This window comes from Natrinema gari JCM 14663 (assembly GCF_000337175.1).
Lineage (GTDB): Archaea > Halobacteriota > Halobacteria > Halobacteriales > Natrialbaceae > Natrinema > Natrinema gari.
This window is the reverse complement of the sequence record NZ_AOIJ01000060.1, coordinates 1-13,532: the sequence shown is the minus strand read 5'-3', so window position 1 is coordinate 13,532 and position 13,532 is coordinate 1. Positions and strand designations below refer to the sequence as shown.

13 protein-coding genes and 1 pseudogene are annotated in these 13,532 nt (G+C 65.1%); 8 read left to right on the top strand and 6 right to left on the bottom strand.

Annotation, left to right across the window (positions count from 1 at the left end; all coding sequences use genetic code 11):
* Positions 1-89: 89 nt before the first annotated feature.
* Complete coding sequence (locus C486_RS14000) at positions 90-530, bottom strand: bis(5'-nucleosyl)-tetraphosphatase (RefSeq protein ID WP_008457210.1); 441 nt, start codon at positions 528-530, stop codon at positions 90-92.
* A gap of 184 nt (positions 531-714) precedes the next feature.
* On the opposite strand from C486_RS14000, the gene C486_RS13995 reads away from it, so the two are divergent.
* The 4 genes and pseudogenes from C486_RS13995 to C486_RS13975 all read left to right on the top strand — a co-directional run bounded on the left by C486_RS13995 (position 715) and on the right by C486_RS13975 (position 4,535).
* Positions 715-1,050: an uS10/mL48 family ribosomal protein gene (locus C486_RS13995; protein ID WP_008457208.1), complete on the top strand. Its 336-nt coding sequence runs from the start codon at positions 715-717 to the stop codon at positions 1,048-1,050.
* Positions 1,051-1,115: 65 nt separating this feature from the next.
* Entirely contained in the window at positions 1,116-2,393 is a 1,278-nt protein-coding gene (locus C486_RS13990; protein WP_008457206.1) for an amidohydrolase, read from the top strand.
* A 128-nt stretch (positions 2,394-2,521) separates the two neighbouring features.
* Positions 2,522-2,989 (top strand): annotated as a pseudogene (locus C486_RS22360) (M48 family metalloprotease); the annotation flags it as partial.
* A gap of 310 nt (positions 2,990-3,299) precedes the next feature.
* Positions 3,300-4,535, top strand: a complete 1,236-nt coding sequence (locus tag C486_RS13975; protein ID WP_008457202.1) for a M48 family metallopeptidase — start codon at positions 3,300-3,302, stop codon at positions 4,533-4,535.
* Positions 4,536-5,294: 759 nt separating this feature from the next.
* Here C486_RS13975 and C486_RS13970 read toward each other — a convergent pair.
* Entirely contained in the window at positions 5,295-6,698 is a 1,404-nt protein-coding gene (locus C486_RS13970) for a geranylgeranyl reductase family protein (protein WP_008457200.1), read from the bottom strand.
* A 222-nt stretch (positions 6,699-6,920) separates the two neighbouring features.
* Between C486_RS13970 and C486_RS13965 the strand changes: the two genes are divergently transcribed.
* Together C486_RS13965 and C486_RS13960 are read left to right on the top strand one after the other, a co-directional pair.
* A complete protein-coding gene (locus C486_RS13965) occupies positions 6,921-7,259 on the top strand; it encodes a twin-arginine translocation signal domain-containing protein (protein ID WP_008457199.1) in 339 nt (112 codons plus the stop codon).
* A gap of 87 nt (positions 7,260-7,346) precedes the next feature.
* On the top strand, positions 7,347-7,682 hold the full coding sequence (locus tag C486_RS13960; RefSeq protein WP_008457197.1) for a 2Fe-2S iron-sulfur cluster-binding protein: 336 nt from the start codon (positions 7,347-7,349) through the stop codon (positions 7,680-7,682).
* Between the two features lie 78 nt (positions 7,683-7,760).
* Here C486_RS13960 and C486_RS13955 read toward each other — a convergent pair whose 3' ends face one another.
* On the bottom strand, positions 7,761-8,984 hold the full coding sequence (locus C486_RS13955) for an MBL fold metallo-hydrolase (protein ID WP_049910589.1): 1,224 nt from the start codon (positions 8,982-8,984) through the stop codon (positions 7,761-7,763).
* 88 nt (positions 8,985-9,072) lie between these two features.
* Here C486_RS13955 and C486_RS13950 point away from each other — a divergent pair, with 88 nt between their 5' ends.
* Positions 9,073-9,705: a hypothetical protein gene (locus tag C486_RS13950; RefSeq protein WP_008457193.1), complete on the top strand. Its 633-nt coding sequence runs from the start codon at positions 9,073-9,075 to the stop codon at positions 9,703-9,705.
* 111 nt (positions 9,706-9,816) lie between these two features.
* Here C486_RS13950 and ftsZ read toward each other — a convergent pair whose 3' ends face one another.
* Together ftsZ and C486_RS13940 are read right to left on the bottom strand one after the other, a co-directional pair.
* Positions 9,817-10,989: a cell division protein FtsZ gene (ftsZ, locus tag C486_RS13945; RefSeq protein ID WP_008457191.1), complete on the bottom strand. Its 1,173-nt coding sequence runs from the start codon at positions 10,987-10,989 to the stop codon at positions 9,817-9,819.
* Positions 10,990-11,149: 160 nt separating this feature from the next.
* Positions 11,150-12,484, bottom strand: a complete 1,335-nt coding sequence (locus C486_RS13940; protein WP_008457190.1) for a D-aminoacyl-tRNA deacylase — start codon at positions 12,482-12,484, stop codon at positions 11,150-11,152.
* A gap of 125 nt (positions 12,485-12,609) precedes the next feature.
* Here C486_RS13940 and C486_RS13935 point away from each other — a divergent pair, with 125 nt between their 5' ends.
* A complete protein-coding gene (locus tag C486_RS13935; RefSeq protein WP_008457188.1) occupies positions 12,610-12,816 on the top strand; it encodes a hypothetical protein in 207 nt (68 codons plus the stop codon).
* Here C486_RS13935 and C486_RS13930 read toward each other — a convergent pair.
* The coding region (locus C486_RS13930) for a sodium:calcium antiporter (RefSeq protein WP_008457185.1) at positions 12,798-13,532 on the bottom strand (735 nt) is incomplete at its 5' end. The genes C486_RS13935 and C486_RS13930 overlap by 19 nt on opposite strands.

The window sequence follows — 13,532 nt, the reverse complement described above, 5'->3', positions numbered from 1 at the left end:
CAGGTATGAAACGCGGTCCCAGCCGTCACGTCGCGTCCGCGACACGGGACCGGCCTGTCGGAACCGACGCCGACGGTCATCATGCTCGACTACGCTTCGTCGTCCTCCTCCTCGAGTTCGTCGAGGAATTCGTGGGCGTCCTCAAGGATCTCCCGGGGGCCGTCCTGCGTGACGGTGTTGACCGCCTGTTCGTAATCGCGCCACTGGAGGTCGCGATGTTCGTTTGAGAGTTCCGCGCTGGCCTCGAACGACTTCGCGATGAAGAGATGAACGGTCTTGTGGATCGTCTTGCCGTTCGCCTCGAAGACGTAGTCGTAGTCCTTGCGAAAGCCGTCGAGTAGTCGGAACTGTTCGATACCTGCCTCTTCCGTTACTTCGCGGATCGCCGTCTGCTGTAGTTCTTCATCTCCTTCGACACCGCCCTTGGGGAACTCCCAATCGCCTGGGCGGCTCTTGAGTAGAAGATACTCGCGCCGGCCCCGCGTATCGCGGAAGAGGATCGCGCCTGCGCTCGTAGCTTCGACTGCCATTAAGTCAGCTAATAGGTGCGACGTTAAGAGAATATCGGACTGTTCGTCCAACGAACACTGATTCCGCCTTCGAGTGTCATGTGTCTGATATCCCATCGACCGCGGTCGTGGAGTGGTGACACGGCAGGAGCCATCTCAGCAAGTTTTTACGCGCTCACCGTAGACGTATGCGACAGTACCAGCCATGACCTTCGTCACCCGTCTCACCCTCCAGAGCGGCGATCGGACCGCCCTCGATAGTATCGTCGACGACATCAAAGCGAACGCCGAACGGAAGGGGGCCGCGCTGAAAGGCCCGCACTCCCACCCGCCCGAGACGTTCTCGGTGCCCCAGCGCTGTCGGCTCCACGACGACGACGACCGCCAGTTCTCGTCGTGGCAGTATACCGTCTTCACCCGCGAACTCGAGATTCACGGCCACGACAGCCTCGCGCGCAATATCGCCTCGCAGAGCTTTCCCGACTCGGTCCACATCGAGGCCGAGGTCGAGCAGATCCACGGCGCGGGCCGCGGGAACTGACTGGTGGTCTCAGTACGTGCCAGGCCGTCGACAGGCCTTTGTACCGTTCCCGACGAGGGCAGCATATGACCGCTGACGACCTCGTCTCGTTGCGCCGAGCCCTACACCGGCGACCCGAACCCGCCTGGCGCGAATTCTATACGACCGCACGGATCGTCACCGAACTCGAGTCCCGACTCGGCGACGAACTCGCCGACCTCCACGTCGGCCCCGAGGCCATTGCGAGTGACCACCGACTGGCGGTCCCCGACGACGCCGACCTGACCCGCTGGTACGACCGAGCGCGGGAGGCGGGCGTCGACGACGTTCTCGAGCGGCTCGCGGGCGGCTACACGGGTGCCGTCGCCGTTCTCGAGCGCGGCGCGGGGCCGACCGTCGGGCTGCGGGTCGACATCGACGGCCTCCCGCAGCAGGAGTCAGACGCGCCGGACCACGCGCCCGCCGCCGACGGCTTTCGGTCCGAACACGAGGGCGCGATGCACGCCTGCGGCCACGACGCCCACGCGACGATCGGGGTTGGCGTGCTCGAGCGCATCGCCGAGAGCGACTTCGCGGGAACGTTCAAAGTCTTCTTCCAGCCCGCCGAGGAGGTCGTCGGCGGCGGGAAAGCGATGGCAGAAAGCGACCACATTCGAGATGTCGACGCCTTGCTCGCGGTCCATATCGGGCTCGATCATCCGACCGGCGAGATCGTCGCCGGCATCGACGGCTTTCTGGCCGTCTCACACATCCATGCGGAGTTCACCGGCGAACCGGCCCACGCGGGCGGGCACCCCGAACAGGGTCGCAACGCCGTGCAGGCGATGGCGACGGCCGTCCAGAACCTCTATGGCATTCCCCGGCACAACGACGGCGCGACGCGGATCAACGTGGGCGTCGTCGAGGGTGGCAGCGCCGCCAACGTCATCCCGGGCGACGCGCGGGTCGTCGCCGAAGTGCGCGGCGAGACGACCGAGTTGATGGAGTACATGAAACAACGGTCCCGGCGAGTCCTCCGGAGCGCCGCCGAGATGCACGACTGTACGGTCTCGTTCGAGACCGGCGCGGAGGCCCCCAGCGCGACCAGCGACGGGGAACTCGCCTCGATCGTCGCCGACGTGGCGGGCCAGACAGCGGGCGTCGACCGCGTCCTCGAGCGCGACGACCTCGGCGGCAGCGAGGACGCGACGTTCCTGATGAAGGCAGTGCAGGAAAACGGCGGGACGGCCTGCTACATCGGCGTCGGAACCGACCACCCGACCGGCCACCACACCGCGACGTTCGATGTCGACGAGGCCAGCATCGGCCACGGGATCGATGTGCTGACGGGGACGATCGAACGGATCGGGGCCGAGGGCGTTTGACCCTCCGCGATTTCGCCTCGAGTCAATTCGCTTATTTTTCGATGGAAGTAGGCGGCCGGTGAGTGGGTGCACGATCTACTCGACGGTGACGTAGCAGTCCGGTTCGATTTCGGCGGGGTGAACGAACGATGAGACGTCTGCTGCCCATTCGAGTCGGGCTCTGGATCCGACTGGTCGTCGCCTGCAGTGTCGCGATCATCAGTCAGAGCATCCTGCTGGCAGTCGAGTTCGTCCTCGCCAGTCTCATGGTGTTGCTCCTCGTAATGGCGGCCGAGACCGTGCTCGCCGTTGCGGTGCTGCTCTCGCTGGTCGGCATCGTCACCGTCGTCTGCCGGTGGTCTCTCGCGGTCGTCCTCCGCCGGCTACTCGCGGCCGGGATCGTCGTCGACCGGGAGCCAGTGCAGACGCGGGTCGATCGGCTCATACAACAGGCCGGGCTCCCGTCGCCGACCGTTCGAATTAGTGCGACGACAACTCCGACCGCCGCAACCGTTGGCTCTCGTCCGTCGATCTCGACGATCGTCATCTCACAGAGGCTCGTCGAACTCCTGCCAGATCGTGAACTCAATGCCGTCCTCGCTCACGAATTCGCACGTCTCACAAACCGAGATGCTCGATCGCGACCTCGAGTGTCGTCCCTCAAGCGATTTGCGCGAACACCGCTCTGCGGCGGCGTTCTCGATCGTCCCGCCGCCGTGGGAGGAGCACCGCTTTTGCCACCGGACCCGGCGGGTCATCGCTCGGTAGATGTTCAAAACACATCCGCTGACCGAGAAGCGGATCGGCCGACTTCGGGAACCGATCGGCGGGTGATCGATCGCAGTTGGTTGGGTCGGAGACATGCTGACAATAAAAAATCTTTTTATACTGCATCCGAGAAGGTCGAACAATCCCAACGGATACGCGATGTGCGACCGCTCACTCTCTCGAGTCGGATACTGGACTCGACTGCTCGTCGCGAGCGGGATCGTAGCGCTGTTGGTCGTACTCGTGATCGCTGTCGCCGTCATCGGTGTCTTTCTTCTAGCGGCTCTCGTCACGACCCTCGGTCTCACTGTGTTGCTCGCCGATCTTCATCCGGTTTCGATTGCCGTGCTCAGCACCGGCGTCGGGCTCGTTTGCTGTCTCTTGGTCATCGGCTCTCACGCGATTCGAGTCGCATCTGCACCCGATCTCGTGTTCGAGCCCGACGTGATCGCCGCCGAACTCCGGGTCACGTATACCACGGTCCGTGACCGGATCGGAGCTCACGGAATCGTCCTCGGAGTCGGCGGCGTTGCCGTGGTCGCTCTCGGGGGATTCTGGCTCGGGAAGACCGTCCACCTCGAGCCGGATGCCGATTCGGTGTTGGCGTTTCCGGCCATCCTGAGTGTCTTGGCTGTCGGCACGTACGTCGGATCGTCTATCCGAACCGAACTGTCCGGCACGCCAGCGGTGCTCCGACTCCTCGAGGAATCGATTCCCGATACCGACGAGACCTGCGAATCGGATCAAACGGACCTTCAGCGGCGTGTCGGGCGATTGGCTGGTACTGCAGGCGTTCCGACACCGAACGTCAGGATTGCCGAGATCAAACGACCGATGACACTGACAGTCGGCTACCGGCCGGCCGCGTCGACGATCGTCGTCTCTCGTGGACTCCTCGAGACCCTCGACGACCGCGAACTCGAAGCCGTTCTCGCCCACGAACTCGCACACGTTGCGAGCCGTGACGCCACTGTCTGCTCGGCAATCTCGGTTCCGGCGGCGAAACTGGAGGCGTTTTTCGCACGATACCGACGTGCTGCTGTTGCTATTTGCTGTCCTATCCCATTGGTGGTGGAGGGCGTATTCCGGTGGTGTGTGAGCGTCGTCGCTCGTCATCGCGAGTGCGTCGCCGACGACCGTGCCACCGCGCTCATGGTCGATCCCGCGTCGCTCGCGAGTGCACTCGAGACGCTCGAGCGGGCCCGCGAGCGACGGTTCGACGACGAACTATCCGAGCGTCACACCGTGGCCGCGTTCTCGATCGTCCCCCGGCCGTGGGAGGAGCGGCGGGTTTTCGATAGACCGCGGCGATTCGTCTATCGCATAGTTTTCGGGACGCATCCACCGACCGAGAAACGGATCGAGCGGCTCAGGGCTGCTACCGACGAACGGTAACTGATTCGTTGCCACTTCCTACCGCTGGTTCTCTCGGCAGGTTCGCGGCTGGTGACCCCAGCAGGCGTCATTCACCGTCACTCATTCCGTCGTCCGACTCGTTGTCGCTCGTGTCGTTACCCTTGCCGTTGTCACTCCCCACACAGCCGGTGAGTCCGATCCCGCCCGCGATGCCGACAGTGACAGTACGCGCCGTCGTGTGTGATCTTGCACCACCATAACGCATTATTTGACCGAGAGGATAATCGGAATCCCATAACGACGTGGGGGGATAGCCACGGTTATTGATCTATTAGAGTAGACTCGATTGGCTCTGTAATCGAGTGATAGTCGGTTGCTCGAGAGGGGTTGATCGAACGCTCACTGGCCGGAGTGGGCTCCGAACATCGCGAGGAGTCCGCGACCCTACGGGAGAGCAAGCGCTTCCGAGCATCGCGGAAACGACGTTTCCGATCAGCGGGGAAGGGCAAGCAGTTGCCCAATACCCAACCGCGAGTGAGCGAAGCGAACGAGCGGGCCGACGACTGACCCGGAATGAACGAAGCGAATGGAGGGGAAGGAAGAGTGCTTTTGATCGAACCTGAGCGGAATCGAAGATCCCGCGAGGTCGGCGGCGCTTCGCGCCGCCTGCTCGAGGGACCTTCGGTCCCTCGCTGTCCAAAAGAGCGCTTCGTGCTTTTTTGAAGATTTTACCGAGAGGGCCGTCGCGCTGTGTGGCGAAGCCGCCAGCGCGACAGACCGCAGCGTAAAATTTCGGTTCTAGTACTTTGGATCGGCCCCGGTCGTCTCGTAGACCCTCTCCATTAGTTCGTCGCGGCGGTCCTGCCAGCCCGCCAGTCCCTCGGGGCTGGTCGGATAGTTCTCGTAGTGGGCGAGGAGTTCGTCGGCGCGGCGCTTGGTCTTGTAGAGGTTCCAGATGGTGCCCCAGTGGCCGCGGCTCTTGACCAGCGACTCGAGTTTGAGTTTGAGCCCGATATCGGCACTGCCCGAGTACAGCGCCTCGGCGAGTTTGTCGCCGGGCATCGCGGCGAGCAGCCCCATCAGGTCGTCGACATCGACGGCCGTCGAGAGGATGTTGTAGACGTCCAGGGCGGCGTAGCGCGCGCCGAAGTGATCCATGACCTTCTGGTTATATTCCCAGAGGACGTCCTCCCCGTAGTCGTCCGTCTCGAGGGCCTCGATGGCCCGCTCGGCGGCGTACTTGCCACCGTAGGCGGCCCCGGCGATGCCGCCGCCGGTGGTGGGGTTGACGTGGCCGGCGGCGTCACCGATGGCCATGTACCCCGGGTGGACGGCGGAATCGTACGGTCGCCGGGTCGGCAGCGCCGCGCCGAGTTTGTCCTCGACGGTTGCGCCGTCGAACTCGGGGCGGGTCTCGAGGTCGCGCTTGAGGTCGTCGACCAGTTGCATCGGCTCCTCGGTCATCTGGAAGCCCAGGCCTGCATTGATCTCGGTCTCGGTCCGCGGGAAGTACCAGAGGTAGCCCGCCGCGCGCTCGGTCGGCTTGAAGACGAGCGCGTCGTCCCACTCGACGGGCTCCTCGACCTCGACGATTTCCCGGTAGGCCGAACAGAAGTGGCTGTAGTCGACGTTGGTGTCGAAGGTCGAGTCCGAGAAGTCGACGTGGTCCTGTAGCACCGACAGCGAGCCGGCGGCGTCGATGACGATGTCGGCCGCGTACGTGATCGGGTCACCCTTGCGGATCGCCTCGACGCCCGTGACGCGACCGTCGTCGTTCTGGACGACGTTTTTCACGACGGTATCGTAGTGGAAGTCGACGCCGACGTCCTCGGCCCCGTCGATGATCCGTCGGCCATACTCCCAGCGGTCGATGACGGCGAGTTCGCCGGGAACCGGAATCTCGAGGACGGTGTCCTCCTGGGGAATCTCGAAGCGGCCGTGGTCGACATCCGTGTTGGTAAAGGCCGGCTCGAGTTTCGATTTCGGGATCGCTTCGGGGAAGGCGTCGGCACCCTTCAGGGCGTCGCCGCAGGCGATGTGTCCCGCTTCCTGCTCGTCCTTTCGCTCGAGGATGACGACCTCGTACCCCGCCCGTGCGATGGTCGCTGCGGCGTAGCACCCTGCCGTTCCGGCCCCGACGACGACCGCGTCCGGCGACCGAGTCTTCGGCGTCGTGGCGGCCGACTGCTCCTGCGTACTCATATCAACTGTGTGGAGGCCGTGGTAAGAAAACGTTTTATGGTCGGTCCGCGGTGGTGCCGCGTCGATCGCGGCGGGGACTCGGGTTGGAGCAAGCGCGACGTTGTGATGCGCCCGGTTCTTTACTCGCAGTCGTGGCTCGCGAGCCGACTGATACGACGTGATTCATATCATAATTTTCTCTAGATTAAATTTATGGCTACCGAGTTTCACTACACGGTTGCAATGTCCGAAAACGATGAGGGGCGATCTCGACGAAACGTGCTGAAAACGTCCGCCGCGACGGTCGCTGCGGGTGTCGGTACGGTCGCTGCGGTCGGCACGGCCAGTGCGTCCGATTGGGGGATCGACGTGGGTGATCAAGTTCAGGCCTGGGGTGACTTCGGTTACGCTCCTGGTTGGGAGAACAGCGACAGAAGCGGTGAGTGGACGGAGATCAACCACTCCTGGGCAGGATACGTTCAGGCGATCGCCGACGACGACGGAACGACGGTCTACAAGGTCGACTGGCACAAGCTAGACAACGACTGGTGGATCGCGGACAGGTTCGTTCGGGAAATCTAGCCGCCTCCCGTGGGTAGAGGGAGCCAGCCGAAGCCAGCGTCCGCTGGCACATAAAACGTTTTAGGGAGGTCAGTCGTACCGAGAGATATGACAGAGTACACTATCGAATTCGTCGGGACGGGTGAGACGATCACCTGCTCCGACAAGGAAACGATCCTGAGTCGGTGTCTCGAGGAAGGCATCGCTCAGGAGTACTCCTGCCGAGTCGGGATGTGTCTGGCGTGTTCGGCCGAGATTATCGACGGGGAGGTCACCCAGCCCGCCGCCCGCGGGCTGACCGACGAAGAGGCCGAGAACTACGCGCTGACCTGTATGGCGCGGCCACAGTCGGACCTGAAACTCGACCGCGGGGAGTATCCGCCGAGCATCGAGGGCGACCTCGAAGCCGCCGGCGCGATCGACGGCGCGGCCGCCGACGACTGAGCCGAGCCGCCGTCGACGGTATCGGCACACGGACAGGGCGCGGGCGCGCCGGCACTGCCTGACGGGAACCCGTCGGCGTCAGTCCGCGACCGCGCAGTTGTTCGGCCCGAGTTCGAGTTCGAACGCCGTGTCCGCGTCGACGTCCTCGAGTCCCAGGTTCGCCGCGACGATGCGTTCGTAGTTGGACGGCCGCGGCGGGAGGTCGCTCGTCGCGTGCGCGACGAACGCGGCTTCGTCCATCGAGAGCGCGTCGAGTCGATCGCGGAGGGCCCCGAGCCGAGCGGCATACGCCCCATCTTCGTGCGGGTCGGCGGCGTCGCTGTAGTGGCCCGGCGCGATCGTCGTCTCGTCGGGATACTCAAGCAAACGATTTCGAAGCGTCTCGTACAACTGCCCGGCGGCAGCGGCCGCGCCGTCGTCGCCGCGTTCCAGATCCGGTCGGCCGACCCCCTCGAGAAACAGCGTGTCGCCGGTAAACAGGATCGGGGAATCGCCGCCCTCGAGTCGCAGCGAGATCGATTCGGTCGTGTGGCCCGGCGTCGCCAGAACGGTCAGCGTCACGTCGCCGATTCGTAGTTCGTCGACAGCATCCTGCTGAGCGTGCGAAGCAGGGTTCGTCGAACCGTCTTCGACGGTCATCGCGTCGAACGCGAGACCCCGATCCGTCGCGCCGTCGGGGACGACCGCCGTCGCGTCGGTCCGGTCCGCGAGCGCGCGAACGCCGCTGACGTGATCGGCGTGGACGTGAGTGTCGATCGCATACGTGAGTGCCGCGTCTCGGTCGGTAGTGTCAGCGTCGTACCGGTCGGCGAACGCCCGTAGCGGGTCGATCACCGCCGCTTCGCCGCCGCTATAGATCGCGTAGGCGAGACAGCCGCTCGAGGGGCGGTCGTACTGCAGGACTCGCGCGGGTGCGTCGACATCGAGTTCGCGGACCCGATACAGATCGGCCCAGGCGTCCATCCCGCCGGCGAGGTTGGCCGCATCGATGCCCGCGTCTCGGAGGAGGTCGACGGCGTGGGCGCTCGCTTCGCCGTGACCGCAGACCGCGAGGATCGGCTCCTCGAGGTCGGTGACGAGATCGGGTACGTCGCCGGTGGCCTGTGCCTGGATGAACTTCATGTGCGGGATCTGGACGGCCTCGATCCCGTCGCCGGTGAGGTGCCAGCGTTCGAACTCGTCGCGGTCGCGGACGTCGAGGACGGTCATGGAATCGCCGGACTGCAGCCGTTCGGGCAGCGCGTCGGGAGCAATGGAGGGTGTCTCGTCGGCTGCATCGGCGGCGTCGCTCCGATCGGTCATGGTCATCGGTACGTGCTCGAGGTGTGTAATGGTCGTGGTCGATTGAACAGTCACTAACGTTCAACAGGCTTCGTAATGTCGTTCCGATATGGACGCTACCGACTTCCAGCAGTCGATCGAAGCATCGATGGCCGTCGAACTCGACCGCCTCGGCTCGTCGAAACTCCTCGTTGCGCTTACCGACGCCGACCTGACGGAAGAACGGATACTCCGAACCGCTGCGAGGAGCGAACGGGCCGCGATGGAGACGCTCGAGGCGTGGGTTACCAACGAAACGAACGAGGATGTCCGCCGGATGTTCGACGAGTATCGCGATCAGGAACGCGACCACTACGATCGGATCACGGCCATGCTCGCGGACGACGAGGTCGACGCGGGGGACGCGGGGCCGATGCACGCGACGCTTCGCTCGCTTGAGGCGACGACGGCTCGGCTGGGCGGACTCGTCGGACGAGCGTTGGTCGCCGATCGGACGCACCTTCAGTTAATCAGTTTCTTCGTCAACGAAGGGGAGACGACACGCGCCGACTGCTTCCGGGAATTGCGGGAGGAAACGGCTGCACAGGGCGATCGAGCGGTCGAGCGGCTCGGAGACGTCAATACGGACAGCGACGACTGGGAACGGGCGCGGACGGTCGCCGAGGACGTGATCGACATCGCCTACGGGGCGTATGCCGATTCGCTGGACGATCTCGGCGTCGATCCGAAGCCGATCTGTTGAGCAGGGACCGACGTGTCCCCCCAGCGGCAGCTGTCGTGGCGCTACCGCCGACCGAGAGAAACGACCGCGAGCGGAATTGGGGACTCGAATCGCCGACGCGACCGGGCTCGATTATTCGACGAAGTCGATGTCTTCGCCCTGTGCGGGCGTCTGGGGCTGGACGGGGTCCTCGCCGTCCGGCCGACCGTAGATCTGGGGCGACTCGACGCCCGTGACGACGATCATCGTCCGCATGCTGCCCTCGAGGCTCTCGTCGATCGAGGTCCCCCAGATAATGCGAGCGTCGGGGTCGATCCGGTCGTAGATCTCCTCGACGACGCCTTCGGCCTCCTCGATGGCCATGTCATTACCGCCGGTGACGTTGACCAGCGCGGAGCTCGCGCCGGAGATATCGACATCGAGCAGGGGCGAGCGTAGCGCCGTCTTGACGGAGTCCTCGGCCTTGGCTTCGGAGTCGGCTTCGCCGAGGCCGATCATGGCGACGCCGCCCCGTTCCATGACGGTGCGAACGTCGGCGAAGTCCAGATTGACGAGGCCGGGTTTCGTGATGAGTTCGGTGATGCCCTTGACCGAGCGCATCAATACCTCGTCGGAAACTTTGAACGCCTGGCGAACGGGGAGTTTGCCGACCGAATCGAGCAGGCGGTCGTTGGGGACCACGATCACGGTGTCGCTTACGTCGCGCAGGCGCTCGAGGCCCGCTTCGGCGTTGGTTCGGCGAACTTCGCCCTCCGCGGTAAAGGGCGTCGTGACGATCGAAATCGTGAGCGCGCCGGCCTCGCGGGCGGCCTTGGCGACGACCGGTGCGGAGCCGGTGCCGGTGCCGCCGCCGAGGCCGGCCGTGACGAAGACCATGTCGGAGCCGTCGATGGCGTCGTAGATGTCCTGCTGGCTCTCGAGGGCGGCCTCCTCGCCGACCTGCGGGAGCGATCCGGCACCGCGACCGCCGGTCTTCTCCTCGCCCATCAGGATCTTGGTGTCGGCGTCGATTTCGACGAGGTGTTGGACGTCGGTGTTGGCGGCGACGAGTTTCGCCCCGTGGATACCCTCCTCGTGCATACGGTTGACCGTGTTACCGCCGGCACCGCCACAGCCGACGACCGTAATGTCGGTCTGGAGGTCCTGAAGGACGTCCTCGAGTTCGTCGTCGGTCATCGTCCCTGTCTGTCGGCCGGCCGACCCGTCGCCGTCGGACGGCTGTCCGTCCCGTGGCGCGGCGTCCTCGGGGACCGCGGCCTCCCCGGTTTCGGCCTCGTCGATCGCGTCGTCGATTAGAGAGTCCATTCTTGGCCCTGTCTAAACAATGGAGCATAATTACCTTTCCCCTACACGTCAGCCGGCCGTCTGACACCTTAATAGAGTCTTACGTGTCCGTTCGAGTGAACCGCCGTATTCGGCCGGAGTGAGTCGACTAATAACGGCTTACTATCGTCGGCCGAGCCGATCAGATCGGGAATCGATCCGTCCGCTCAGTCCGAACTCTCTCGGGACTGACCGTTTCCCCATCGACGGTGACCGACTCGCCGTCGGCGAGGCTGCCGAACTTCGGCCCTTCCGGGACGCCGGCCTGACGGGCCAGCGCGGGATCGAACGCCGTCTCTTCGGCGACGACGGCGTCGTCTTCGACCCGCACCGCGTCGTATTTCGCCTCGAGCACGGCGGCCAGGTCCGCGACGATCGTGCGTCGCGACTCGCGTGCGTCGTTTTCGGGGAGCGCCGCCCGCGAGCCGACCCGACTGCCGCCGTTGTCGGTGGTAAACGCCACGGTTTGGGCCTCGACGATCGTCCGAACGCGGTCGGGATCGATCCCCTGTGCGGTCCTCAGGAGCGCCGTCGGGAGGTCGACGACGGTAATCGATGCCGCGAGCCGATCGCCGAAGCGGACGCCGTCTCCAACGGCTCCGAGGGCGGCCTCGACCGCGTCGACGAGTTCGAGCGGGCGGTCGTCGACCTCGCGCAGCCAGGTCTCGCTCACGACCCGACAGTCGACATCCGTGAGGGTCTCCTCGAGAACCGGCCACTCGCCGTCGAGCAGTGCGATCCCGGCGTCGCTGGCCTCGAAGGCACGCTCGATGACGTCGCGATGGGCCGTCGGGTGGTCCATCGCCTCGAGCGCCCAGTCGGGGGCAATGTGGCCGACCGCCCAGTCGGTTTCGCGGACGAGCCGCTCGAACCGCGGGGCGTAGTGGTTGCCGCCGAAGCCGACGACCTGTCTCGGGCGATGGGGGTCGATGCCGCGCAGGTCGAGGATCGCGCGAGCGACGGCGTCGGCACCGGCGGGGTCGTCCCACTGGTCGTCGCCGCTGCCGAGTTCGGCAAAGAGCGACGGACAGCCCACGTCGGTGGGGCCGTGGTGGGTCCCTTCCATGCCAACCTCGTACTCCGCTGGCGCGTACGCGTCGAAGGCCTCGAGCAGGTGAACGAGGGCGTTCGGAGCGGCCGCTGCCAGCGCGTCGGGCTCGCCACCGAACTCGGCGGGGCCGAAGTTGCCCGTGAAGTGGCCGGTCAGCAGCGGGCCGGTGTCGCCCGAGTGTCGCGAGGCGAAGACGAGCAGCGCCGGGTCACAGTCGAAGGCGTCGGCCGGACGCTCGAGTTCGATATGTAACCCGTCGAACGAGCGGAGCTCGGCCCCTTCGGTTCGATAATAGGTGCCGCCGCCGTCGGCGTCCGACCGTGCGTTATCGGTCCGTTCCGTCCAGTCCGCGCGCTCGCGGAGTCGCTCACAGATGTGCTCCGAGGCGCGGTCGGCGCGACTTTCGACGATCGCGAGCGAGGTCATATCCGTGCTCGGACGGTGGGACCGTTAACGTCGCCGGTTCGGAGCCGCGCTAAAAGACCGCGGCGACGGTGATTCATGCTTTGTCGAGTGTGGGGAGTGACAACAGTCCACTGTGAGTGACAGCAATGAGCAACGATCCGGCCGATCGAACCGATTCGACAACCGGGCCGAGCCGTGCCGCGACGGACAGCAAACTGGTTCTCGAGCGCCCTGACCGACTCGCGACCGCATGCAACGACCGCGGCGTTCGAGACGGGACATCGCTGCCGCTGTGGCTCGGATCGGCCACTGCCGGACTACCTCACGAGACGTCTCAGGGCACGAGAGCATAGACGAACCCGGCGTAGCCGACGATGAGGATCGCGCCGTCGAGCCGGCTGAGCCGACGGCCGTATGCCATCATGCCGACCAGCACGAGCGTAAAAACGACCATGATCGGGAGCTCGAACCGGAGCGTCGCCGGTGCGATCTCGATCGGCGTGATCAGCGCCACGACGCCGAGGACCGCGAGGATATTGTAGATGTTCGAGCCAACGACGTTGCCGATCGCGAACTCCGTTTCGCCGCGGACGGCACCGACGACCGACGCCGCCAGCTCCGGCAGCGACGTGCCGAGCGCGAGCACCGTCAGCCCGATGACGAAGTCCGACACCCCCAGCGCCGACAGGAGCCCGGTTCCGCCGGCCACGAGCCACCGGGACCCGACGACGAGCGCGAGCAACCCACCAATCACGAGCGCAACGTCTCGCAGCGAGACGCCGCCGCCCGCGTCCGGATCGTCCGTCGACGGCATTGGGTCCGCGTTAACGTAGTACAGCAAAAAGGCCGTGAACCCGCCGAGGACGAGCAGGAAAAACGCCCCCTCGAGGCGACCGATCCGACCGTTCGCACCCAGCCCGACCAAGAGGATTGCCGCGAGCACCATCGTGGGGACGTGTCGCCGCATGACCTGGTCCGCGATCGGCAGGGGTTTGATCAGCGCGGCGACCCCGAGTACCAGTCCGATGTTCGCGATGTTCGAGCCGACGACCTGTCTCTTATACACATC

Bases quoted from the DNA above. Each gene is read 5' to 3' on its own strand.
- C486_RS13950 (WP_008457193.1), top strand. From the start codon at position 9,073: ATGGACGCTACCGACTTCCAGCAGTCGATCGAAGCATCGATGGCCGTC.
- C486_RS13975 (WP_008457202.1), top strand. From the start codon at position 3,300: ATGTGCGACCGCTCACTCTCTCGAGTCGGATACTGGACTCGACTGCTC.
- C486_RS13960 (WP_008457197.1), top strand. From the start codon at position 7,347: ATGACAGAGTACACTATCGAATTCGTCGGGACGGGTGAGACGATCACC.
- C486_RS13935 (WP_008457188.1), top strand. From the start codon at position 12,610: ATGAGCAACGATCCGGCCGATCGAACCGATTCGACAACCGGGCCGAGC.
- C486_RS14000 (WP_008457210.1), bottom strand. From the start codon at position 530: ATGGCAGTCGAAGCTACGAGCGCAGGCGCGATCCTCTTCCGCGATACG.
- C486_RS13955 (WP_049910589.1), bottom strand. From the start codon at position 8,984: ATGACCGATCGGAGCGACGCCGCCGATGCAGCCGACGAGACACCCTCC.
- ftsZ (WP_008457191.1), bottom strand. From the start codon at position 10,989: ATGGACTCTCTAATCGACGACGCGATCGACGAGGCCGAAACCGGGGAG.
- C486_RS13970 (WP_008457200.1), bottom strand. From the start codon at position 6,698: ATGAGTACGCAGGAGCAGTCGGCCGCCACGACGCCGAAGACTCGGTCG.
- C486_RS13995 (WP_008457208.1), top strand. From the start codon at position 715: ATGACCTTCGTCACCCGTCTCACCCTCCAGAGCGGCGATCGGACCGCC.
- C486_RS13990 (WP_008457206.1), top strand. From the start codon at position 1,116: ATGACCGCTGACGACCTCGTCTCGTTGCGCCGAGCCCTACACCGGCGA.
- C486_RS13940 (WP_008457190.1), bottom strand. From the start codon at position 12,484: ATGACCTCGCTCGCGATCGTCGAAAGTCGCGCCGACCGCGCCTCGGAG.
- C486_RS13965 (WP_008457199.1), top strand. From the start codon at position 6,921: ATGTCCGAAAACGATGAGGGGCGATCTCGACGAAACGTGCTGAAAACG.